This window comes from Pseudenhygromyxa sp. WMMC2535 (genome assembly GCF_011083025.2).
On the sequence record NZ_JABJWV010000001.1, the window covers coordinates 2577265 to 2600140 of the forward strand.

The 22876-nt window shown below is 68.3% G+C and carries 18 protein-coding genes; 13 read left to right on the forward strand and 5 right to left on the reverse strand.

The annotated features are described in order from the left end of the window. Positions 1-52: 52 nt before the first annotated feature. Positions 53-943 carry an MBL fold metallo-hydrolase gene (locus tag G6O69_RS09825; RefSeq protein WP_172303259.1) on the forward strand — a complete coding sequence of 297 codons (891 nt, stop codon included), beginning with the start codon at positions 53-55 and terminating at the stop codon, positions 941-943. Between the two features lies 1 nt (position 944). Continuing rightward, positions 945-1403 (forward strand): rhodanese-like domain-containing protein, encoded by a 459-nt coding sequence (locus G6O69_RS09830; RefSeq protein ID WP_172303260.1) that lies wholly within the window; start codon positions 945-947, stop codon positions 1401-1403. A gap of 160 nt (positions 1404-1563) precedes the next feature. On the opposite strand, the gene G6O69_RS09835 is transcribed toward G6O69_RS09830, so the two are convergent. Next, on the reverse strand, positions 1564-1737 hold the full coding sequence (locus tag G6O69_RS09835; RefSeq protein WP_176396744.1) for a hypothetical protein: 174 nt from the start codon (positions 1735-1737) through the stop codon (positions 1564-1566). Between the two features lie 277 nt (positions 1738-2014). On the opposite strand from G6O69_RS09835, the gene G6O69_RS09840 reads away from it, so the two are divergent. Next, positions 2015-3766 (forward strand): hypothetical protein, encoded by a 1752-nt coding sequence (locus tag G6O69_RS09840; RefSeq protein ID WP_172303261.1) that lies wholly within the window; start codon positions 2015-2017, stop codon positions 3764-3766. Between the two features lie 267 nt (positions 3767-4033). On the opposite strand, the gene G6O69_RS09845 is transcribed toward G6O69_RS09840, so the two are convergent. The 4 genes from G6O69_RS09845 to G6O69_RS09860 all read right to left on the reverse strand — a co-directional run bounded on the left by G6O69_RS09845 (position 4034) and on the right by G6O69_RS09860 (position 8414). After that, the gene (locus G6O69_RS09845; RefSeq protein WP_172303262.1) at positions 4034-4816 is read right to left on the reverse strand and encodes an SDR family NAD(P)-dependent oxidoreductase; all 783 of its coding nucleotides are present in this window, start codon (positions 4814-4816) and stop codon (positions 4034-4036) included. Positions 4817-4822: 6 nt separating this feature from the next. After that, on the reverse strand, positions 4823-6319 hold the full coding sequence (locus G6O69_RS09850; protein WP_172303263.1) for a methyl-accepting chemotaxis protein: 1497 nt from the start codon (positions 6317-6319) through the stop codon (positions 4823-4825). A gap of 203 nt (positions 6320-6522) precedes the next feature. Next, the gene (locus G6O69_RS09855; protein WP_172303264.1) at positions 6523-7197 is read right to left on the reverse strand and encodes a roadblock/LC7 domain-containing protein; all 675 of its coding nucleotides are present in this window, start codon (positions 7195-7197) and stop codon (positions 6523-6525) included. Further along, entirely contained in the window at positions 7197-8414 is a 1218-nt protein-coding gene (locus tag G6O69_RS09860; RefSeq protein WP_172303265.1) for a response regulator, read from the reverse strand. The genes G6O69_RS09855 and G6O69_RS09860 overlap by 1 nt, the downstream gene beginning before the upstream one ends. A 329-nt stretch (positions 8415-8743) precedes the next feature. On the opposite strand from G6O69_RS09860, the gene G6O69_RS09865 reads away from it, so the two are divergent. From G6O69_RS09865 to G6O69_RS09905, 10 genes are all read left to right on the forward strand, one after another. Beyond that, complete coding sequence (locus G6O69_RS09865; protein ID WP_172303266.1) at positions 8744-8977, forward strand: helix-turn-helix domain-containing protein; 234 nt, start codon at positions 8744-8746, stop codon at positions 8975-8977. Between the two features lie 213 nt (positions 8978-9190). Further along, positions 9191-9445, forward strand: a complete 255-nt coding sequence (locus G6O69_RS09870) for a FeoA family protein (RefSeq protein WP_172303267.1) — start codon at positions 9191-9193, stop codon at positions 9443-9445. Beyond that, positions 9442-11538 (forward strand): ferrous iron transport protein B, encoded by a 2097-nt coding sequence (feoB, locus tag G6O69_RS09875; RefSeq protein ID WP_172303268.1) that lies wholly within the window; start codon positions 9442-9444, stop codon positions 11536-11538. The genes G6O69_RS09870 and feoB overlap by 4 nt, the downstream gene beginning before the upstream one ends. Positions 11539-12357: 819 nt before the next feature. Next, positions 12358-13476, forward strand: coding sequence for a DNA polymerase III subunit beta (gene dnaN / locus G6O69_RS09880; protein WP_172303269.1), 1119 nt, complete (start codon positions 12358-12360; stop codon positions 13474-13476). Positions 13477-13508: 32 nt separating this feature from the next. Beyond that, the gene (locus G6O69_RS40010; protein ID WP_255215754.1) at positions 13509-13631 is read left to right on the forward strand and encodes a hypothetical protein; all 123 of its coding nucleotides are present in this window, start codon (positions 13509-13511) and stop codon (positions 13629-13631) included. Then, positions 13618-14850 (forward strand): DNA replication/repair protein RecF, encoded by a 1233-nt coding sequence (locus G6O69_RS09885; RefSeq protein WP_172303270.1) that lies wholly within the window; start codon positions 13618-13620, stop codon positions 14848-14850. The genes G6O69_RS40010 and G6O69_RS09885 overlap by 14 nt, the downstream gene beginning before the upstream one ends. Before the next feature lie 100 nt (positions 14851-14950). Beyond that, positions 14951-17485, forward strand: coding sequence for a DNA topoisomerase (ATP-hydrolyzing) subunit B (gene gyrB, locus G6O69_RS09890; protein WP_172303271.1), 2535 nt, complete (start codon positions 14951-14953; stop codon positions 17483-17485). A 150-nt stretch (positions 17486-17635) separates the two neighbouring features. After that, positions 17636-18952 carry a DUF4215 domain-containing protein gene (locus G6O69_RS09895; protein WP_172303272.1) on the forward strand — a complete coding sequence of 439 codons (1317 nt, stop codon included), beginning with the start codon at positions 17636-17638 and terminating at the stop codon, positions 18950-18952. A gap of 24 nt (positions 18953-18976) precedes the next feature. Beyond that, positions 18977-20782, forward strand: a complete 1806-nt coding sequence (locus G6O69_RS42040; RefSeq protein ID WP_172303273.1) for a metallopeptidase TldD-related protein — start codon at positions 18977-18979, stop codon at positions 20780-20782. Continuing rightward, on the forward strand, positions 20779-22764 hold the full coding sequence (locus tag G6O69_RS09905; RefSeq protein ID WP_172303274.1) for a metallopeptidase TldD-related protein: 1986 nt from the start codon (positions 20779-20781) through the stop codon (positions 22762-22764). The genes G6O69_RS42040 and G6O69_RS09905 overlap by 4 nt, the downstream gene beginning before the upstream one ends. Positions 22765-22876: the final 112 nt, after the last annotated feature.

A 22876-nucleotide genomic window follows, 5' to 3' on the forward strand; every position in this document is an offset into this window, starting at 1 on the left:
TGGCCCGGCGACTGCAATACCTCGGCACGCAACCCCACAAAGGAGCCAAACCATGGAGATCCGCGCCTTTTTCGACGAGCCGACCTACACCCTGACCTACCTCGTGTGGGATCCGAAGACCAAGGACGCCGTCGTCATTGACCCGGTCCTCGACTACGACCCCCTGGCATCTCAGACCTCGACCGCCTCCACCGACGAGCTCGGTGCGGCCATCGACGAGCTCGGTCTGAAGCTGCGCTGGGTGCTCGAGACCCACGCCCACGCCGACCACCTCAGCAGCTCGCAGCTGCTCAAGGATCGCTACGGGGCCCCCGTAGCGATCGGCGAGCGCATCACGGAGGTTCAAAAGACCTTCAAGCACATCTTCGACCTGCCCGAGGACTTCGCCATCGACGGCAGCCAGTTCGATCGCCTGTTGAAGGACGGCGAGACCTTCGAAGCCGGGAGCTTGAAGATCGACGTCATCGCAACCCCGGGGCACACCCCCGCGTGCGTGACCTACAAGATCGAGGACGCGCTGTTCACCGGCGACGCGCTGTTCATGGACGACTACGGCACGGGCCGCTGCGACTTCCCCCGCGGCAGCGCCGAGCAGCTCTACGAGTCGATCCACGGCCGCCTCTACCAACAGCCCGACGCGACCCGGGTGTTCGTGGGTCACGACTATCTGCCCGACGGCCGCGAGCTCGCCTACGAGACGACCATCGCCAAGTCCAAGGCCAACAACCCCCAGCTGCGCGCCGACACCTCCCGCGAGCAGTTCGTGGAGTTCCGTGAGAAGCGCGACGCGACCTTGGCCCCGCCGCGGCTGATCTTCCAGAGCGTCCAGGTCAACGTCGACGCCGGGCACATCCCCAAGCCCCACGCCAACGAGATCCGCTATCTTCGTCTGCCGCTGAACCTGTTCGGACCCACCGACGACCTCGGCGTGCCAAGGAGCTGACATGTCACCCAAGGAGACCACCATCGCAGCCGCAGCTGTCGCCGCCGTCGCCATGTCGGGCTGCGGTGAGAGCCAGGCTCAAGCCGAGGCCGAGCCCGGACCCGCGCCCCATGCCGCGGGCCCGGGCGCCCCAGCCGAGGGCAGCTTCCCCGCCGGCCCCTACGCCGACAACGACCCCAAGCTCGCCAAGCGCCTCGTCGACGCCGGCGCCCTGCTCATCGACGTGCGCTCACCCGACGAGTTCGCCTCGGGTCATGTCGACGGCGCGATCAACATCGTGCACACGCAGATCCGCAGCGAGAGCCAACGGATCCGCGAGCTCCAAGGCGGCGACCTCGAGCGACCGATCGTCGTCTACTGCCGCTCGGGCCGACGCTCCGGCATGGCCAAGGACGACCTCCTCGCCGCCGGCTTCACGAGGGTCAGCAACCTCGGTGGCGTCGACGACTGGCCCGGCTGAACTTCGGGCTCGGCCAGCAAAGGTCCAGTGAGCGGGCTCGCGGCGCACCTCGCCGCGAGCCCGTCCGATCACTCACGAACTCGGCCCATCGAAACGTCGGGTCGATTGATTGGCAGCGCCACCGGATGCGGCGGGCGGCGGGCCCGCCTCGCGCCCCGGTTCAGTAGTCGTTGGAGCCAGGGCCCAGCGCCTTGCGCTCCCCCTTGGACTTGCCCAGGTAGTAGAAGCCTGCCGCCGGCACGCCGATGATTCCGGCCACGATGAGCACGGGGAGGAGCGCGTGCAACAACAACGCCGCTCCCGCGGCCCCAGCGCCCGTCGCTACGCCTGCCACGGCTGCCGTGCCGTTCGACGCCTTTTTGGTCTTGGCGTAGAGATAAGTACCGCCTCCAACAGCGGCTCCGAGAAGGGCGAGTCCGATAGCCATGTGCGCTCCAGTGTTGCGGGCCGAGTATAGACCACTTCCGCGAGCGCGCCGGTTTCAAGTCCGGCGCACTTCTTGGAACACCGCCCGCATCGACCCGCCGATCTGGAGAGGTTTGCCCAGACCTGGCTCACGCCGGCACGCCGAAACACTGGACGAGCACGCGTCGGCGATTGATACTCCACAGATGCCTGACACCTCCACCGACGCCAAGGCAAAGGCCGGGGGCGACGCGGGGCGCCAGGACCAGAATCAGGACGGCCGCAAGGGCGGCCGGCGACGCAAGGGCAAGCGCCGTGAAGGCGCAGCGGGTGACCAACGCCCGCGCGAGGGCGGCGGCCGTCCTCGCGAAGGCGGGCGCCGAGGCGGCGGCCGCAACGATCGGAACCAGCGCGGGAACCGAAAGGACCGCAGCGAGCAGCCGCTGACCGCGGGCTTGTTCGCAGGTGTCGCCGATCGCGAGATGCCCTGTCGGGTCGCCGGATGCAAGAACACCTGGACCTGGTACGGCACCCAGCAAATTCGCTCGCTCGGCAAGCCTCCGCCCAAGCGCATGTGCGCGGAGCACCTCGCTGAATTCGAGGGGCTCCGCGATCGCGAGATCCCCTGCCGCAACAGTTGGTGCACCAACACCTGGACCTGGACCCGCGGCGCGCAGCTCTACATGCGCGAGCGCCAAGAAGAGGGGCCGCTCAAGCCCCCCTCGCGCCTGTGCGAGAGCTGCTTCAACGAGGAGCGCAACACCCAGGACGTCGAGGTCCCCTGCAGGATCTCCGAGTGCTCGAACACCTGGACCTGGACGCGCCAGGCCCAGCTTCGCCATCGCGCTTGGGTCCGCCGTCAGCAGGCCAAGATCGAGGCCGAAGAGCAGGCCAAAGCCAAGGCCAACAGCGCGCCCGCCAGCGCCGAGACCGAGGTCCAAGCCCAAGCTGAAGCCAAGCCCAGCGACGCGCCCACCAGCGCGCCCGAAGCCAACGCCGAAGCTGAAGCCAAGCCCATCGCCGAGACCGAGGTCCAAGCCGAAGCTGACGCCAAGCCCAGCGACGCACCCGAAGCCAAGGCTGCCAACGAGACCCAAGCCAAGACCGAGGTCCAAGCCAAGTCCAACGACAGCGACGGCGCCAGGGCGCCCAAGGGTAAGCGACGCAAGCGCAAGCGCAAGTCCAAGCGCAAGCCCAAGCTTCACGAGGGTCCCCCCGAGAAGCTGTGCCAGCGCTGCCACGATCGCCTCTCGCACCTCGAGCCCATCGAGGTCCCCTGCAAGGTCCACGGCTGCACCAAGACCTGGACCTGGGACCGCGAAGGTCAGCTCCGCGCCTGGGCGGCCCACGACAAGCAAGAGAACGTCAACGAGCTCCCGCAGCCGCCGCGGCGCATGTGCAACTCGTGCTTCGAGTTCATCCGCGCCCACCCCGATCGCGAGGTCCCTTGCGGCCGGCCAGGTTGTGACAAGACCTGGACCTACAAGACCGGGGCCCAGCTCCAGGACTATCTCGCAGGTCGGACCCTCGATCCGGTTCGCCTGTGCGAGGAGTGCTCGCGGCAACAGTTCATCGCCAGCGCTGCAGGCGGCGCGCTGCCAGAGGGCTCGGAGATCATGCCTTGCCAGGTCTCCGGCTGCACCGGCACCTGGGTCTACGTGCCCGGCATGACCCTCGCGCCCGTCGACCCGAACGCCGAGGAGGCGTCGGTGGATCGCATGTGTGACAACTGTCGGATCCAACGCGGTGAGCCAGCTCGGGACCCTCGCCGCGCAGCGCCTGAAAGCTCTGCGAGCGCCAACACCAACGCTGCGGACGCGCCGACCGACGCTGCCGATGCGTCGACCGACGCTGCCGATGCCGCGAGCCCTCCCACCAGCGACAGCGACCCATCCGCGGCCGCCGACGCTGGAACCCAGCTCGAGGAGGAGCCCCCGACGCCGTCTTCCGAGGCTTGAACGCGAGCCCGGCCGACGCCGACACCAAGCTCGAAGACGCGACCGCGTCTTCGAGCTTTTATTTGACCCACACCAACGAAGGTGTGAACCTTCCGCCGCGCACGCATACCTCGCCCTTCATCCGCGACTCTCTGCTCTCGCTCTCCCAGTCTCGCTTCTCCACACTCACGCTCCCACTCTCGCGTGCGCACGTTTTCGAGCCGGCCCCCCTAAACGGGAGGTCGGCTCTCTTCATATTGGGTCGCGGGCGCCGAGCCTGGACCTGGCTCAGGGCTTCTTGCTGGGGGGCTTCGACCCGAGCCGCATCACCGGCTCGTAGACCGCCCTGGGGATCCCCGCGAGCAGCGGGCCGAGCACCCCCATGGCCGGGGGAAAGACCAGGACCTTGCGAGCGTGGCTCGCCGCGTCGAGGATCTTCTGCGCCGCGTAGTCGACCTCGACCTCGAAGATCTTGTTGCGCACCGACGCGCTCATCGGCGTGTCCACGAAGCCCGGGCGCACGTCGGTCACCGCCACGCCGGCGCTGGCCAGGTCGATGCGCAGGCCCTCGAGGAAGGTGCTCAAAAACGCCTTGCTCGCGGCGTAGCAGCTGCTCCCCGGCAGCCCGCGATACTGGGCGACGCTCGACACCCCCACCAGGTGCCCGTGGCCGCGCGCGACCATGCCGGGGATCGCTCCGGTCAGCGTGGCCACGGCCCCGCGGATGTTGACGTCGATGATCGACGCGCAGTCTTCCCAGCGCAGCGCCGTCCCGTGGCGTGAGCGCGAGGTCCCTGCGTTGGCGATGACCAGCTCGAGCGCGTGGGCCTCGTCGAGCTCGCGGACCACCGCCTCGGTGTGGGCAGGGTCCGCGACGTCGAGGACCTGGACGTGGGCGCGGCCGCCTGCGGCGATGATCTCGTCCGCGAGCGCGCGCAGGGCCTGCTCGCGCCGGGCCGCGAGCACGACCTCGGTGCCCTCGGCCGCCAGCGCGCGGGCGAGGGCCGCCCCGATCCCGCTCGACGCCCCGGTGATCAGCGCGCTGGCGAAGCGTCGGCTCGGCCCCGCCATCGCGGATCAGCTGCTCCGGATGCGCTCGATGAGCTCCATCTGGCTCTGCGTCGCCTCGCGGATCGAGGACAGGCGCTGCACGATGGTGTCGGCCGCGGTCGTCTGACCCTGGTGGGCCGTGGACAGGTTGCTGACCATCTCGGAGATGGCCTCGATGGCCTGGGTGATCTGCCGGCTGCCGCGGGTCTGCTCTTGGGTCGAGCGCTCGACGTGGCGGGTGATGCTCTTCATCTTGTCCGCCGACTTCATGATCTGCTCGGCGCCGCGGGCCTGCTCGGAGGTCGCCGTGGCGACCTGCTGGACCGTGGTCGCGACCACGTTGATCGCGTCGGTGACCTGCTTGGAGCCCTTGGTCTGCTCGACCGTCGCGCGGGCGATCTCGCGGACCATCTGCGTGGACCGGCGCGCCGAGTCGGAGATCCGCTTGAGCGAGTCCTCGGCCTGGTGGCTGACGCGGACGCCGTCGTCGACGGACTTCGAGCTGCGCTGGACCGCCTCGACGGCGTTGTAGCTCTCGCGCTGGACCGCCTTGATGATGTCGGCGATCTCCTTGGTGCTCGTCGCCGAGCGCTCGGCCAGGTCCTTGATCTCGTCGGCGACGACGGCGAAGCCCTTGCCGTGCTCGCCGGCCTGAGCGGCGATGATCGCCGCGTTGAGGGCGAGCAGGTTGGTCTGCTCGGCGACGTCGTCGATGACCGAGAGGATCTTGCCGATCTCGCCGATGCGCTGGCCGAGGCGGCTGATGACCGAGACCGCGTCGGCCGAGTAGGTCTTGATCAGGTTGATGACCTCGATCGTCCGGTTGATGGCGTCGACGCCACCTTCGGCCGCCCAGACCACCTCTTCGGACAGCTGCGCCGTCTCGTTGGCGTTGTTCTCGACCTCCTGAATCGAGATGTCCATCTGGTTCATGGCCGAGCTCGTCTCCTCGGCCGTGGTCGACAGCGCCTCGATGTTCTTGGCGACCTCCTTGACCGAGAAGGTCATCTCTTCGATCGAGATCGCCGTCTCCTCCACGGAGGACGCGAGGTTGAACATGCTCTCGGCGACCTCGTCGTTGGCGGCCGCCATCTCGAGGATCGAGCTCGAGCTCTCCTCGGCGTTGCTCGCCAGCAAGTCGACGCTGTCGGCGATGCTCTTGAGCCCGCCCCGCATCTCGGTCAGCGCACCCACGGTCCCGTCGATGTCCGGGGCCGAAGACAAGATGCTGTTTTGCAGCTCGCGCAGCAGCCCCTCTTCTTGGGGCGAGAACCCCGACTTCGAGTCGAGCTCCGTGCGGAGCTGGGCCGCGAGCGACTGCGCCTCCTCACGATCGGCGCGCGCGTTCTTGAGGTCCTCGCGCAGGCGCTTGACCTCGCCTCGGGCCTCGTCTCGGTCAGCGCGCAGATCCTTGAGATCGGCGCGAAGATCCTTGAGCTCCGAGCGCAGCGCGGTCATCTCCGCTTCGAGTTCCTCCACGCGGCCGTCCTCGCTCTCTCCGTCGTCCTTTTTGGACTTCGCCATCGGACCGCGATTTTACGGGTCCGCGCTGCTCGGGACCAGCTTTGTCCGCAACTCGCCCGCTACGCGTGAGCCGCACTGCGCATCCGTTCGGATACGCACATCGCCAAACACGGGGCTCGACGCCCCAGTCGGGCGCTGACGGCCCGCGCTCTCCCCAAACCCCCCCCCCCGCTCGGTCAGCTCGGTCAGCTCGGTCAGCTCGGTCAGCGCAGCGCACCAGCTCGGCGCAAGATGCCCTGGACCTCGCCCACGAAGGCGCTGCGCCCCGCGGGGTCGTCCGTCATCGTCTCCGACAGGCCGTCGAGGAGCAGCGGGAGCGTGTAGGTCGAGGGGTTGCAGCACAGCAGCCACTCACGAATCTGTTCGTGCATCGCCTCCCGGGCGTGCTCCGGGCCGAGGCCGACGCGCTGGCGGAAGCTGGCGTAGACCGCCTCGATCTCGAGCAGCGCCGGGCCGAGGCTGCTCGCGAGCAGCTGGGACACCTCGTCGTCACCTTCGTGGACGCCGAAGGCTTCGAGCGAGGGCTCGGCAGCACGGCTCAGCTGCTCGAGCTCGATGTCCAAGAGCGCGCGCAGCGGGCTGGTCTGGGCCCCGCGCTCGAGCACCACGACCAAGGTCGCGTCCTCGTCGTAGGGGCGGATCATCATCCGCGACCCGCCGAAGTTGATCAGCAGCTCGCGCAGGGGCGCGTTGGCGGTGGTCGAGGCCACGACCATGCGGCGCACGGTCTTGGTCACGTCGGCGGCCACGGCCGGCTGCAGGTGCGAATACTCGACGCCGCCCACCGGGCCGTCGGCGCTGGCGATCATCGCCCCGCGCACGCCCTCGACGCCGACGATCTCCTGAAGGAGCTGGAGCAGCTGATCCTTGTCGGTCATCAATCGAAGCCCATGATCTCGTCGCGGACCGTCTCGGGGTCGGCGCCCGCTTCGATCGACAGCACGGCCGAGGTCGCGCCCATGCCGACCATGACGAGCTGCTGCCCGTTCTCGGACCGGGCGATCACCCCGTCGAACACGTTGTAGCCGATCGAGCGCGCGATCCGGGCCGCGCCGCGCATGTAGAAGCCCGCCAAGGTGACGAGCGAGCTGTTGCCCATGCGCTCGGCCAGGACCTTGCCGGTGCTCGAGATGATCGCCACCCCGTCGACGCCCTCGAACTCGAAGAACTGCCCGAGCATCAGCTCGCGGGTCTCCGGGTCGTCGAGCAGGCCCGTCGCGCCAGCGTCGGCGTGGCCGCCCGGAGGTGGCGGGGGCGGAGCCTTGGCGGCCGCCGCCTCGGCGATCTGCAAGAAGTCCGCGTCATCGTCGACGACCGGGAAGTTGCTCTCGTCGTCATCGTCGAGCGCCACCGGTCCGCCGCCGAAGTGATCGGAGGCGGCCGCCTGCGCGGGCTGCTCGGGCGCACCGCCCTCTTCGCCCAAGGTGCCCTCGTCCATCTGCCGCGCCGCCTCCATGAGCAGCCCCGTGGCCGAGCCCATGATCGTGCGCTGCGGCGAGGGCACGTAGAAGACCTCGGTGAAGGTCCCCCGGCCCACGGCGAGCAGCTTGTAAAACGCGATCTCACCCGAGTGCGTCTCGAACTCGGCGTGGACGATGTCGCCGTGCTCGAACCAGATCTTGCCCTCGGAGATCGGCGTGATGACCTTGACCAGCTTGTCGCGGCCCGAGAGCGCGACCATCTGCACGTAGTCGAAGAGCTCGACCTCGATCGAGTTGCCGTAAAAGCCCCGCCGCGGCCCGAGCTCTTCGACGAGCTCGATCAGCTTGGCGATCTCGATCGGCTTCTCGAGGATCCCGATCGCGCCTTGGTTCTCGTACTCCTGACGGAAGTCCGGCGTGATGTAAGCCGAGACCACGAGGATCTTCGTCGACGGGCTGTAGCTGCCCAGCCACTGGATCAGCTCGAGGCCGTCCCCGCCCGGCATGCGCAGGTCGGTGATCACCGTGTCGTAAGGTTGGGAACGCAGACGCTCGATGGCTTGGCGCACCGTGCTCGCCGAGTCGGCATGGTGCCCAGCTTTGCGCAGTCCGCGCTCGACAGCAAAACGAAGGTTCACCTCGTCGTCGACCACCAGGACGCGGATCGCTGACAAGCCTGAGGCGCGATTCGACACGGGGGCCGCATCTTACTTCGGGTAGCGCGCCAAGCCAGCGATTGGCGAAAGCGAGCAGCGATGCGCCAATGCGCGCGCATGGTGGATTCACCATAAACTGAGCGGTCGTCTCCAATCCAGAGAGGTGTGGAGATCGTCTATGTTGTAATTTTCGCGCGCTCAAATTCGAACAAAAGCATTATTTGGCATCGAGTCTGCCAATTTTTGTCAGGGTAGGACTCTCTACTGTCCTTAAGTCCGAGTACTTTCTGTGTTCTGGAATGCAGTTTATACTTTACACCGCATCGTGAAATCGCTATCGTCTCTCTATGCCGATCGTCCTCGACAACCTCAACCTTGCTGACGCCGAGCGCAAACTCTGTGAGGAAGCACTCACCTCCGCAGGTAGCATCGTCGAAGCTGCCAGCCTCTTGGGCATCACGCGCCACGCCCTCAAGCGTCGCATCATCAAGCATCAGATCCAGTGGCCGCGCCCGCGCGTCACAATTCAGCGTCCTGTGGACAACATGCTCTCCACCCGCCCGTCGATGCCCGTATTTTGACGGGCCGTCGAGACTCCCGGGCATCGGCGCCGTCGAGCGCTGATCCCAAGCTCGAGTTCTCTTCCCCAAAAGGCTGAACCCCGCAGGCTACCCTCACACTGGGCCCAGCGGGGTTCAGCCAATTCAACCCAGTAATGAAAATGGCTTTCAGATAATCGTGAGCCTTCCCCGTTTGTTCGCCAGGCTACGAGGTGGTATCGACACCCCGCTGAAATGAGTTTTCAATCAACCTTGGCTGACCTCGACATCGGCCAGGAAGCCACGGTGCGGACGATCGAAGGTCGAGGACCGATGACCGTTCGCCTGCTGGAGATGGGCTTCGTCCCCGGGGTCGAGGTCGCTTTGGTCAAGCGTGCTCCCCTGGGTGATCCTCTCGAGCTGCGGCTGCGCGGCTACCATGTCTCGCTTCGCCGCGCCGAAGCCCGGCTGATCTCCACCGAGAACCCGGGAGCGAGGCCGTCCAAGTGAGCGCTGCTCCCTTGCGCGTCGCCGTCGCCGGCAACCCCAACGTCGGCAAGACCAGCCTCTTCAACCTGCTGACCGGCTCTCGCTACAAGGTCGGCAACTACCCGGGCATCACCGTCGAGACCCGCGACGGCGCGCTGCGCATGGGCTCGGGGCGGGCGATCACCCTGACCGATCTGCCGGGCACCTACAGCCTCACGCCCATGGCGGAGGACGAGGCGCTGGCCTTTCGTGCGCTGACCGGCGCCGAAGGTCCGCAGCCCGACGCCGTGCTGCTCGTGCTCGACGCCAGCAACCTGGCTCGCAACCTCTACCTCGCCCTGCAGATCCGCGAGCTCGGTCTGCCCTTGGTGGTCGCGCTCAACATGATCGACCTGGCTCGGGACGCGAAGCTCCCCGTCGACGTCGACGCCCTGTCCGCTGCCCTCGGCGGCGCGCCCGTCGTCCCCACCGTGGGGCGCAGCGGCGAGGGCGTCGAGGTCCTCGCCGCGCTGCTCGGGAAGCTCGAGCCCGGCGAGGTGGCGCCACATTTGATCGACGCTGGCGACGAGCAGCCGGCGCTCGCGGCGTGCCTCGAGACCCTCGCCGAGCTCCCCGAGCTCGCGCAGCAACCCGCGAGGGCGCGTTGGCTGCTCGCCGCCGCGGCCGCCGACAACGTCGAGCTCACCGACGCCAGCGAGGCCGAGCGACGCGTGCTCGCCGAGCTCGACCAGGGCGCCCCCAAGGCGGTGCTCGAGCTCGTTGCGATGCGCTACGCCGAGGTCGACCGCCTGCTCGCAGGGATGGGCCCCGCCCCCGAAGGTCAGCACCTCGAGGCTCCGGCCATGGCTCGCTCCGAGCGCATCGACAAGCTGCTCACCCACCGGGTGTTCGGGCCGCTGGTCTTCCTGCTCGTGATGGCCTTGGTCTTCCAGTCGATCTTCTCGTGGGCGGACCCCTTCGTCGGCCTGATCGAGGGCGGCGTCGGGAGCCTCGGCGAGCTCGTCGCCGGCTTGCTCGGCCCCGGGCTGTTCACCGACCTGCTGACCGAAGGGGTGATCGCCGGCGTCGGCAACGTCGTCGTCTTCGTCCCGCAGATCGCCCTGCTCTTCTTGTTCATCGGCCTGCTCGAGGACTCGGGCTACATGGCCCGGGCAGCCTTCATCGTCGACCGGCTGATGTCGCGGGTCGGGCTCAACGGCAAGGCCTTCGTGCCTCTGCTCTCGGGCTACGCCTGCGCCATCCCGGCGATCATGAGCACGCGGACCATCTCTTCCTTCAAGGATCGGCTGGTCACCATCCTCATGATCCCCTTCATGAGCTGCAGCGCCCGGCTCCCGGTCTACGCCCTGGTGATCGGCGCGCTGTTCACCGCCAACCGCCGGGTGTTCGGGCCCTTCACCGAAGGCGGGCTGATCTTGCTGGGCATGTACCTCCTGTCCACGGTCTCGGCCCTGGGCCTGGGCGCGCTCTACAAGCGGACCTTGCTCGCCAGCCCCACGCCCCCGCTGGTCCTCGAGCTCCCGCCCTACCGCATCCCCCGGCTGTGGGACACGCTTCGCCACGTCTGGGATCGGACCATGGACTTCCTGCGCGACGCCGGGACGATCATCTTGGCCGTGACCATCGTGCTGTGGGGCCTGCTCAGCTTCCCGCAGGTCGACCCCAGCGAGCTCGAGCCCGGCGAGACCGCGATCGAGCGCTCCTACGCCGGCCGCGTCGGCAAGGCCATCGAGCCGGCGATCGAGCCCATCGGCCAGGACTGGCGCATCGGCGTCGGGCTGATCGGCAGCTTCGCCGCCCGCGAGGTCCTCGTGTCCACGCTCGGCCTAGTCTACGGCATCGAGGGCGCCGACGAAGACGACGCCCCCCTGCGCGAGGTCATCCGCGACGCCAAGGATCCGGTCACTGGCAAGCCGCGCTACTCGAAGCTCTCGGGCCTCGCCCTGATGGTCTTCTTCGTCTACGCCTGCCAGTGCATGTCGACCCTCGCGGTCGTCCGGCGCGAGACCCGAGGCTGGCGCTGGCCGCTCTTCATGCTCGTGAGCATGACCGTGATCGCGTATGTGGCGGCGCTGCTCGTCTATCAAGTCGGCCAGCTCTTCGTCGCTGGCTGAATCAAAGACCGGCGATCCCCGAGGAGCCGGCGGCTAGCTTCGTAGCCGTGGGGACCTCGGGCCTACCTAGGTGGGTTCGCGCATCGCCGCGCGCAGCCGCCCCTGATTCTTCTTCAAGTCCTTGATCTCAAAGGACTTGTCACAAAAACAGACACTCGGTGGCGCGAGCCTTGCTCCTCTGTGGAGCGTGCATACAGCCTACTGAGAACCCAGCCGAACGTGTCGGTGGTGTGGTCCTCGATGAGCGAGGGCTCGATGAGATTCGGTGCGGTTCCCGGCGCACAGCCCGAGGTCTGAGGGGGCCTCGGACTCGGTCCGGGGGGAGGAAGACGAAGAGGGTCGTCTTCCTTCTCCCGGACTTTTTTTGTTTGCCCGCATACCCTCGAGGGCTCGAGTGCCAGGAGCTCGGTCGGACCTCGGCCGGGCCCTCGCGTGGGTGATCGAGCGAGTCGCGCGAGCCGGCGACTTTGTTCTCGCGTTTTTTTTGCCCCCGAGCGCCGGCTGTGCCAGACCCAATTCGCCCTCACCAGACCCCCGGATTTGTTTTCCACAGGCCGGGGATAAAAAGTCGTGGAGGGCAAAGCGCGCCGCCAACCAGTGGATCAGGGGCCTTTCATCCCCGGTCTATCCCCGGACCTTGTCCAGCGGAAAACCGAATAAATTCAACATGATTGGGATCATGTCCACAAAACCACAGGACAGATCTAGATCACGAGAATTAAATTTTAAAAAGACCCTTGATCACTTCTTCGCGCGGCCGACATCCGACCCCTCCCAACCCGACCTTTCGACTGGTACAACCCACCGACCGAGGACCCAATGGAGTTCGAGATCGATCAGGCCCGCTTCTTGTCGGCGCTCACCTTGGCCCAGACGGTGGCCGACCGCAGGAACACCATGCCGGTGCTGGCCAACGTGCTCCTGCGCGCCACCAAGGACGACGAGCTCGTCTGCAGCGCGACGGACATGATGATCGCGCTCACCGAGACCGTCCCCTGCAAGGTCAGCAGCCCCGGCAGCCTGACCCTGGGGGTTCGTCACCTCCACAACGTCGTCCGCACCCTCCCCAGCGGCGCGCTGCGCATCAAGAGCCTCGACAACTCGTGGGCGCAGATCCTCGCCTCACGAGCCGAGTTCAAGCTCATGGGCATGCCCGAGGGCGACTTCCCGGAGCTCCCGGACTCGACCGGCGTCGACTTCACGCAGATCCCCGGGCACAAGCTCGTCGACCTCATCGACAAGACCCTGTTCTCGGTGTCCACCGACGAGGCCCGGGTCAATCTCAACGGCGCGCTCTTCGAGAGCGACGGGACCACGGTGACCATGGTGTCCACCGACGGCCACCGGCTGACCAAGTACAGCCTGGCCATGGAGGGTCCCAAGCTCGACACGGGGATCATCATCCCCCGCAAGGGCATGGACGAGATCCGCAAGGTCCTCAACCGCGTCGAGGGTGAGGTCGGCTTCGGCATCGGCGACAGCTACCTGTTCATCAAGGCCGACAGCCTGACCCTCTCGGTCAAGCTCAACAACGTGTCCTTCCCGCCCTGGAAGCAGGTCGTGCCCAAGGACTACCAACGTCGCGCTGGCGTCGACCGTGAGGAGCTGATCGGCTCGCTGCGTCGCGCGGTGGTCATCGCCCCCGAGAAGACCGCCACGGTCAAGCTCCAGCTCGACAAGGGCAGCCTCGAGCTCAACGCCGACAACCCCGAGCTCGGCGCCACGAACCTCGACCTCCCGGCCGACTACGACGGCAGCCCGCTCACGGCCGGCTTCAACGCGAACTACCTCATCGAGGCGCTCTCGGCGGTCGACGCCAACCGGATCTACCTCGACTTTCAAGGCGAGCTGGATCCCTGCGTGCTCCGGCCGGCGCCCGACGAAGAGGGGCAAGAGGCGGCGGACTTCCTCGCCGTCGTCATGCCCATGCGGATCTGAGGCGCTTCAACCCCCGCGGTGCCTGGTTGCCCTTGGCCACGCACGTCCGCCGCTGCGATGCGGCCAACGGCCCCTCGCTCCGCGAAGGCGATGGCTTGGTGAGCGAGGGCGCTCTCGGCTGCTCGGCGCTGGGAGAGCTCCATGGAGCTGCGTAGGCTGAGCCTCTCGGATTTTCGCAACTTCGGCCTCGCGGACGAGGGCGGCGAGGCCGGTGGTGGGATCGAGGTCGAGTTCGGCCCGCGCTTCACGATCTTGTGGGGCCACAACGGCGCCGGGAAGACCAACGTGCTCGAGGCGCTGTACTTCGTGTCGACGCTGCGCTCCTTTCGAGGGGCGAAGCTCGACGCGATGCTGCGTCGCGGCCAGGACCACGCTCGCGTGGCCGTGGATGTCTTCGATCCCGAGCTCGGGTTGCCGACGCAGCTCGAGCTTCGGATCGATCGCGGCGCTCGGTCGACGCGGCGGAGCGCTCGCCTCGATGGCAAGCTGATCCGCTCGGCGGCGGAGTTTTATGGGCGGATCCGGGCGGTGCTCTTCACCCCGGAGGACCTCGGGATCCTGCGTGGATCCCCGAGCGCGCGCCGGCAGTTCCTGGATCGAGTCCTCTTTGCCCGAGCCCGGGGGCACATCGCGGACGTCCAGCGCTACGACAAGCTGCTGCGCTCGCGCAATCGAGTGCTGCGCGCGGAGCCAGGGGAGCTCGCACCGGCACAGCGCGAGGCGATGCTCGATGGCTACGACCACGGGCTGGCCGATGTCGGCTCGCGGATCTGGGCGCGGCGCGTGGCCCTGGTCGACGACCTGCGTGGGCCCTTTCAGGCCGCCTTTGCCCAGATCCACGACCGTGATGAGCCCGACTCGAATTTCGAGGCGGGCTTGGCCTACCGCGGGCGCCTCGAAGACGCGCTCGGTGGCGAGGATCAGCCGGACGAGGCCGCGCAGCGGCGCAGGGTCGCCCTGGGCGAGGCGCTGCGAAACTACCGTAGGCGAGACCTCGCGGCAGGGCGGACCACGGTGGGGCCGCACCTCGACGATCTACAGGTCACCCTCGACGGGGCCGAGGCTAGCGACTTCGCCTCTCAGGGCCAGTCCCGAGCGCTGGTCTTGGCCTTCAAGATCGCGGAGCTGCGCCGGGCCCGGGAGCTGCGCGGGAGCGCACCTTTGCTGCTCCTCGACGACGTGTCCAGCGAGCTCGATCCAGTGCGCAGCGCCCGGCTCTTCGAGGCCCTCGCCACCGAGGTTGGGCAGTGCGTCCTGACCACGACCTCGGCCCGCTACATCGAGCTCGGCGAGGGGGTCGAGCGCCGTGATCTGCAGGTCGAGGGCGGCCGCATCCGTCCCGCCGAGCGAGCGCCCGGCCCGACCGGCGCGTGAAGCACAAAATCCGCGATTTTTGGCGCGTAATCACGGCTAGGGACGCGTTCGTGCCCTGGTAAGGGATCGGCGTCGGTGCTATCTAAAGCCAGCCGAATCCATGGACGCCAGCGAATCAGACGCCAAGGTCGAGCCCGCCTCTCCCGCCCAAGCTCCGGCCTACGACGAGAGCTCCATCTCGCACCTCGAGGGCCTCGAGGCGGTGCGCAAGCGCCCGGGCATGTACATCGGCGACACCGACATCACCGGCCTGCACAAGATGGTGTTCGAGATCCTCGACAACTCCATCGACGAGGCCCTCGCCGGACACTGCAAGACCATCCGGATCGTCATCCACCCGGACGACTCGATCACCGTCGAAGACGACGGCCGCGGGATCCCGACGGGCTCCATGGAAGTCGAGGGCAAGCAGGTCCCGGCCGCGATTGCGATCTTCACCAAGCTGCACGTCGGCGGGAAGTTCGACAACGCGGCCTACAAGGTCTCCGGCGGCCTGCACGGCGTCGGCGTGACCGTGGTCAACGCCCTGTCGGACTGGCTCGAGCTCGAGATCTGGCGCGAGGGCAAGATCTTCCGCGCCCGCTTCGAGCGTGGCGAGGTCGCCCGCGATCTCGAGGTCACTGGCGAGACCGATCGCCGCGGCACCAAGGTCACCTTCCACGCCGACCCGCTGATCTACGGCACGACCAAGGTCGACTTCGAGACCCTGGGCTCGCGCTTTCGCGAGCTCAGCTACCTCACCGAGGGCGTGAACATCAACCTCACGGATCTGCGGCCCACGGTCTCCGGTGACAAGAAGCGCGAGCAGGTGTTCACCGGCGAGGGCGGCGTGGCCAGCTTCGTCGAGCTGCTGACCGCCAAGCGCACCAAGATCGGCGGGCTGATCGAGCTGCGCTCCGAGGTCCCCTTCGAGTTCGAAGGCCGCGACCACGAGCTCGGGGTTCAGGTCGCCCTGCAGTGGACCGACGCCTTCCACGAGCACATCCACTGCTACACCAACAACATCGCCAACCGCGACGGCGGCACCCACCTCACCGGCCTGCGCACGGCCCTGACCCGCGTGGTCAACGGCTACGCCGGCGATCACAACATGCTCAAGGGCCACAAGGGCACGCTCTCCGGTGAGGACGTGCGCGAGGGCCTGGTGGCGATCATCGCGGTCAAGCACCCCGACCCCAAGTTCAACAGCCAGACCAAGGAGAAGCTGGTCTCCAGCGAGGTCACGGCCCTGGTCCAAAACGCGGTCACCGAGGCGCTCGGGCGCTACTTCGAGGAGAACCCGAAGGACGCCAAGCTGACCATCGACAAGGCCCTGCTCGCCGCCCGGGCCCGCGCCGCCGCCCGCAAGGCCCGCGAGACCATCACCCGCAAGGGCGTGCTCGACGGCCTCAGCCTCCCGGGCAAGCTCGCCGACTGTCAGGAGAAGGACCCGGCCCAGGCCGAGCTCTTCATCGTCGAGGGTGACAGCGCAGGTGGCTCGGCCAAGCAAGGCCGCGACCGCAGGATCCAGGCGATCCTCCCCCTGCGCGGCAAGATCCTCAACGTCGAGAAGGCGCGCATCGACAAGATGCTGTCGAGCCAGGAGATCGTCGCGCTGATCACCGCGCTGGGCACGGGCATCGGCCAGGACACCTACGACCTGTCGAAGCTGCGCTACCAGAAGATCATCATCATGACGGACGCGGACGTCGACGGCTCGCACATCCGCACGCTGCTGCTGACCTTCTTCTTCCGCCACTTCCCGGACATGATCGACCGCGGCTACATCTACGTGGCTCAGCCGCCGCTCTACAAGGTCAAGGCCGGCAAGCGCGAGACCTACCTCAAGAACGACGCCGAGCTCGACAACTTCATCATCGACGGCGCCGTCGAGGACCTGACCCTCGAGATCGCGGGGGCCTCGGCCTCGGCCAAGGTCCTGTCCGAGATCGCCCACGCCGGGGTCCGCTACCGCAACCTGCTCACCGGCCTCGACCGTGAGCACCGCCGGCCCTTGGTCGAGGCGCTGCTCGACGAGCTCGAGGCCCGCGGCCGCGACGAGGTCGAGGCCGCGTTCACCGGCCGCGAAGAGGCGACGATCGCCGGTCTCGGCCAGGCGATCATCGAGCGGGCGCTCCCGCAGATGCCGCTGACCAAGCTCGGCCACAAGGTCGCGCTGGCTCGGGTCGACGAGGGCAGCGGCGAGGAGGAGCGCATGGTCCTGCGCGTGGAGATCCTCGCCGACGGGGTCACCGTCCACGAAGACATCGGCGCGACGCTGCTGCGCTCCTCGGAGATCCGCGAGCTCCTGCGGATCCGCGCCTCGCTGACCGGCCACGGCAGCGGGCCCTTCGCCCTGCGCCGCAAGGACGAGGTCGTCGCCGAGCCCAAGACCTTGCTCGGCGTCGTCGACCACGTCGGCGAGGTCGGGCGCGCCGGGCTGCAGATCCAGCGCTACAAGGGTCTGGGCGAGATGAACCCCGAGCAGCTGTGGGAGACCACCATGGACCCGGAGAACCGCGACCTGCTTCAGATCAAGGTTGGCGACCCCGACCTGGCAGACGAGGTCTTCACCGTCCTCATGGGTGACGAGGTCGCGCCACGGCGTGACTTCATCACGGAAAACGCGCTCAACGCCCGCAACATCGACGTCTGATCCAGGCGGGGCGAGAGCCTCCAGAGCGCCGCAGCTGCCCGTTTTGACGACAGAGGGGACAGCGCGGCGCGCTTGCGTTTGATCGTGACACCAACGTGACACCTCGCGCTGCGCTTTCGGTGACCGCGCAGCTCTGCGATTCTCCTGCGCATGTCGAAAGTTAGCCTGACCATCGTTTCTTCTGGGGTTTTGCTGATCAGCGCGTGCTCGTCCGGTGGCGAGAACGACGAGGGCTTCGGGTTCACGACCACCGCGACGACCACGAGCAACAGCGACGGGGACACCACCGACGACGACGGTGGGGAGGACGACGAGGCGGGCGGAGAGTGCGGCAACGGGGTCGTCGAGGAGGGCGAGCAGTGTGACCTCGGCGCGGACAATTCCGAGTCCGGGCAGTGCACCCCCGACTGTCAGCTGGCGGCCTGCGGCGACGGCTACGTGGCCGAGTACGAGGAGTGCGACGACGGCAACGCGATCAACACCGACGCCTGCGTCGAGGGCTGCAAGCTGGCGACCTGCGGCGACGGCTACGTGCAAGGCGGCGTCGAGGAGTGCGACGACGGCAACGACAGCGACGCCGACGACTGCAACAGCATGTGCCTCCCCGGGACCTGCGGCGACGGGGTGATCCAGGACGGCGAGCAGTGCGACGACGGCAACGCCGACACCACCGACGAGTGCCCGGCCTGCCAGCTCGCGTACTGCGGCGACGGCTACACCCAGGCCGAGGTCGAGGAGTGTGACGACGGCAACGACCTCGACACCGACGGCTGCATCCCGGTGTTTTGCGAGGCCGCCTACTGCGGTGACGGCTACATCAACGAGGCCGAGGAGGACTGCGACGACGGCAACGACGTCGACAGCGACGCCTGCACCACGTCGTGCACGGCCGCGGTCTGTGGCGACGGCGTCAAGCAAGAGGGCGTCGAGGAGTGCGACGACGGCAACGACGTCGATGACGACTTTTGTACCAACGCCTGCGTGGCCTTGCTGTGGTGGGTCGAGGGCCCGCAGACCAACATCCCCGAGGACACTCTCGGCGGCTGGGAGCTGTGCTGGAGCGGGCTCTACGGGGCGACCGTCAACGACCTGACGAACACGATCCTCGGCCAGCAGTGCACGGGATCCAGGCTGCTCGAGGCCTGCCGCCCGGTCGGCTCCGACACCTTCACCTTGCTTGCGATGGGTGAGCGCGAAGACGTGCTCTACGACGTCGGCAGCGAGAACACCGGCAAGCACGAGGCCAACGGCGTGGCCTGGTACTACAGCAACAGCTACTCCATGGGCTTCGCCGCCGCTGGCGACGCGGTGTCCCGCAGCTCCTGTGACGTCGGCTCGGCCAACCCCCAGTATCGCCTGTGCTGGCACACCAACAGCGACAACATCTCTGGCGGTTACCGCTGCGGCTCGACCACGAGCCTCAACAGCAGCACCACCTGGGAGCGGCTGATCTACCAGGCGGACTAGTGTGCGCCCTGCTACCCTCCTGCGGTGCACCGCCCCGCCCCTCTGCTTCGCCTCGCGTTGGCGCCCCTCGCCGCGCTGGCGCTGATCGCTTGCCCCAAGGACGGCCCCGAGACCCGCGCGCCCCTCGGCCCGCCCCTGGAATTCGAAACCACCACGCTCGAGCCCGAGCTCGCCGAGCCCGGGCCGGCGATCGCCGTGCTCGAGCGTGAGCTCGCCGCGAACTTTGCCCAGCTCGCCGAGCAGGAGGACCCGGCCTACTTCATGGCCTACGACCTCGTCGGGTCGCGCTCGCTGTGGCTCGAGGCCAACGACGGGGCCCTGGACAAGCGCCACATCGACGACGATCGCACCTTGGACGTGGACGTCCGCGTGGGCACGCCGATGCTCGACAACGGCCACCCGACCAACGGCTGGTACGGCGGCAACGGCCTCGGCGCGGGGGTCCAGGTCGCCGTCTCCAACGACCCGCTGTCCCTCGCCCAGGCGATCTGGATGGTGACCGAGAGCCAGTACCAGCGCGCCGTCGAGTCGTGGATCGAGGCCGTGAGCTCCGAGTCCATGCTGACCCGCGAGGACGAGCCGGAGCACCCCGACTTCACCTTGGTCGACGAGCCGCTCCAGCACATCGAAAAGCCGCTCGAGCTCGACCTCGAGGGCGTGGCCGAGGACTGGGCGCCGCTCGTCGCCGAGCTCTCGGCGATCCTCGACGCCGACCCCGTGGTGCAGCAGGCCTCCGTGGTCCTCGCCGCGGAGGTCGACAACCGGGCCTACGTCGACAGCGAGGGCGCGAAGGTCCAAAGCGGGCGGATCCGCGTGCGCATGATGCTGATGGCCACGACCCAGGCCGAGGACGGCATGGGCCTGCAGCGCTTCGTCAGCTTCGAGCGCCACGACCCCAGCCAGCTGCCGACCCCCGACGAGCTGCGCGGCGTGGCCGAGCGCCTGCGCGGCGAGCTCCTGGATCTGCGCGAGGCCCCGATCGCCGAGCCCTACACCGGCCCGGCCGTGCTCGAGGGTCCCGCCGCCGGCGTGTTCTTCCACGAGATCTTCGGCCACCGCCTCGAGGGTCACCGGCAAAAGGACGACTACGAGGGCCAGACCTTCACCAAGATGCTCGGCCAGCCGATCCTGCCCGAGTTCATCGACGTCTACGACGACCCGACCCTGGCGAGCATCAACGGCACGCCGCTCAACGGCCACTACTACGTCGACGACGAGGCGATCGTGGCTCAGCGCGCGGACCTGGTCAGCGCCGGGGTGCTCGAGGGCTTCTTGCAGTCGCGCTCCGTGGTCGCGCCCTTCGAAGCCAGCAACGGCCACGGTCGCCGCGACCGCGGCTACCGGGTGGTCGCGCGCCAGGGCAACCTGATCGTCTCGGCGCGGGAGACCGTGCCCGAGGCCGACATGCGCGAGCGGCTGATCGCCGAGGCCAAGTCGCAAAACAAGCCCTACGGGCTGTGGTTCTCCGACATCCAGGGCGGCTACACGATCACCGATCGCTCGGGCCCCCAGGCCTTCAAGGTCATGCCGCTGATGGTCTACCGCGTGTACACCGACGGCCGCCCCGACGAGCTCGTGCGCGGGGCCGACATGGTCGGCACGCCGCTGGCCGCCTTCGAGACGATCATCGCCGCCGGGGACACGCCCGGGGTGTTCAACGGGATGTGCGGGGCCGAGAGCGGCTGGGTGCCGGTCTCGGCGGTCAGCCCCTCGCTGCTCCTGAGCAAGCTCGAGATCGAGCGGGCCATGCACCAGCGCGACAAGCCGCCGCTGCTGCCACCGCCGCCGAGTGAGCGCCGGCGCGCGAGCGTCGAGGAGGCCGGCCAATGACCACGACGAAGATGACGACGACGAGCCATATCTCCGGAGATCGTGACCCGGGCCAGCGCGACCCGGGCCAGCGCGACGTAGCCCAGCGTGACGCAGCCCAGCGCGACGTAGCCCAGCGCGACGCAGCCCAGCCCCTCGGAGCGGGCCTGGGCCGGCGGCGCTTCTTGGCCGGCGCGAGCGTGGCGATCGGCGCCCTCGTCGGAGAGCTCTTGCCGGGCGGCCCCTTCGGGGTCGCGCAGGCGGCCAGCGGCGGAGAGCTCGAGGCGCTGCGCGCCGAGCTCTCCCGCGGCCTCGCCGAGCTGCGCCTGCCCGACGCCCCCGAGCCCTACGCGGCGACGCTGCACGCGGTCCGGGCCGAGAGCCTGACCATCGACGGCTCCTACGGCGGCGTGATCGTGGATCTGCGCGCCAGCGAGGCCGTGGCCTCGGTCGCGGTCTGGGTCGGCGAGCTCGCCGAGGACAACAGCAACTTCTTTGGCGGCAACATCGAGCCGTCCTTCGCCCTGCCCCTGCTCCTCGACGGCGACGCCGCGCGCAAGCGGCTGTGGCTGGCCATGGACGCCAGCTTCCGCGCGGCCACGGCGGCCTACCAGGCCAAGCTCAGCGCGATCGATCGCCTCGCCGACAAGGACCTCCCCGACGATCGCGTGGCCGGCCCCGGGCCGGTGCTCGACCTCGAGTGGGCGCCCGAGCTCGAGCCCGGGGCGGCGCTCGTCGATCCTCCGGCCGCGGCGCTGCTCGAGCTCGAGTTCGACCGCGAAGGCCTGCGCAGCCTCGCGGCGTCCCTGTCCAAGCGCTTCGAGGCCCACCCGAGCATCGACAACGGCGACGTGCTGATCTCGACCATGCGCAGCCAGGAGATGCTGGTCTCGAGCGAGGACCTGGCCATGGGTCGCGTCCACGATCGCTTCGTGCTCGGGGTGGTCGCCCAGACCCAGGCCGAGGACGGCATGGAGCTCGACCACGGCCTGGCGATCCACGCCCAGGAGCTGCTCGCGGCCGAGGGCCTGCGCGAGCGGGCCGAGGCCATGGTCGATCAGGTGCTGCGCGAGCTCGAGGCGCTCGTCGCCGCGCCGATGCTCGACGACGACTACGACGGCCCGGTGCTGCTGTGGCCGACGGCCGCGGCCCAGCTCCTCGCCAGCACCGTGGCGGTCCACGCCAGCGGCGAGCCGGCCCCGCTCTCGGACTATGGCCGCCTGCTCGAGCTCGAGCCCTACTGGCAAGAGCGCCTCGGCAAGGCGGTGATGCCCGACTTCCTCGACCTCGTCGACGATCCCCTCGCCGAGGGCTTTGGCCACTACATCCGCGACGGCGAGGGCGTGCCGGCCGAGCGCGTCGAGATTGTCCGCGCCGGCGTGCTGCACAGCCTGCTGATGACCCGCCGGCCCAACGAGAAGCAAAGCGGGAGCAACGGCCACGCGCGGGCGACGGCCGGCGGCTTCATCGGCCCGATGATCTCGAACCTGACGCTGAGCAGTAAAAAGCGCGGCCTGAGCCAGGACAAGCTCGAGGCCGAGCTGCTTCGCCGCGCGCGTGAGGACGGCTACGAGTTCGCGTTTGCGATCGAGAGCCTGCGCGACGGCTCGGTGCTCGGTCCGGTCCCGCGTGACTCCGCGGCCGTGTTCACTTCGGGACGCAAGATTTCGTTGCCCTTGCCGGGCCGGGTGTTCCGCCTCGAGCGCAAGGCCGGCAAGATCGAGCGCAGCTTGGTGCGCGGGGCGATGTTCGCACCGATGGCCATGCGCGCGCTTCGACGCATCCGCGCCGTGGGGGATCAGGCACAGACCCTGGCGATGCGCCTCGCTCCGGGCCTGTCTGGTGGTTTCGCGGCTGATCTGGGCCTCGACGGGATGCTCGGCCAGACGGTCGACGCGGCGGTGACCTGTCCCGCGCTGCTGATGGACGGCCTCGAGCTGCTCGTCGAGCGCGGAGAGAACGAGCGTCTGCCGATCCTCGAGCATCCGCTGCGGCGCGGCTGAGGCTGCTCGCAATGGCCCGGCGCGCAGGGCTTCGCGCGCCGGGCAGCGCGGGCATGTCGGCCTCGCAGGCAGCGGGTGCACACTTTGTCATTTTGCCAACGCTTGCCGGATC

Coding starts and splice junctions, on each gene's coding strand:
- G6O69_RS09825 (WP_172303259.1), top strand. CDS start 53: ATGGAGATCCGCGCCTTTTTCGACGAGCCGACCTACACCCTGACCTAC.
- G6O69_RS09830 (WP_172303260.1), top strand. CDS start 945: ATGTCACCCAAGGAGACCACCATCGCAGCCGCAGCTGTCGCCGCCGTC.
- G6O69_RS09840 (WP_172303261.1), top strand. CDS start 2,015: ATGCCTGACACCTCCACCGACGCCAAGGCAAAGGCCGGGGGCGACGCG.
- G6O69_RS09845 (WP_172303262.1), bottom strand. CDS start 4,816: ATGGCGGGGCCGAGCCGACGCTTCGCCAGCGCGCTGATCACCGGGGCG.
- G6O69_RS09850 (WP_172303263.1), bottom strand. CDS start 6,319: ATGGCGAAGTCCAAAAAGGACGACGGAGAGAGCGAGGACGGCCGCGTG.
- G6O69_RS09855 (WP_172303264.1), bottom strand. CDS start 7,197: ATGACCGACAAGGATCAGCTGCTCCAGCTCCTTCAGGAGATCGTCGGC.
- G6O69_RS09865 (WP_172303266.1), top strand. CDS start 8,744: ATGCCGATCGTCCTCGACAACCTCAACCTTGCTGACGCCGAGCGCAAA.
- G6O69_RS09870 (WP_172303267.1), top strand. CDS start 9,191: ATGAGTTTTCAATCAACCTTGGCTGACCTCGACATCGGCCAGGAAGCC.
- dnaN (WP_172303269.1), top strand. CDS start 12,358: ATGGAGTTCGAGATCGATCAGGCCCGCTTCTTGTCGGCGCTCACCTTG.
- G6O69_RS09885 (WP_172303270.1), top strand. CDS start 13,618: ATGGAGCTGCGTAGGCTGAGCCTCTCGGATTTTCGCAACTTCGGCCTC.
- gyrB (WP_172303271.1), top strand. CDS start 14,951: ATGGACGCCAGCGAATCAGACGCCAAGGTCGAGCCCGCCTCTCCCGCC.
- G6O69_RS09895 (WP_172303272.1), top strand. CDS start 17,636: ATGTCGAAAGTTAGCCTGACCATCGTTTCTTCTGGGGTTTTGCTGATC.
- G6O69_RS09905 (WP_172303274.1), top strand. CDS start 20,779: ATGACCACGACGAAGATGACGACGACGAGCCATATCTCCGGAGATCGT.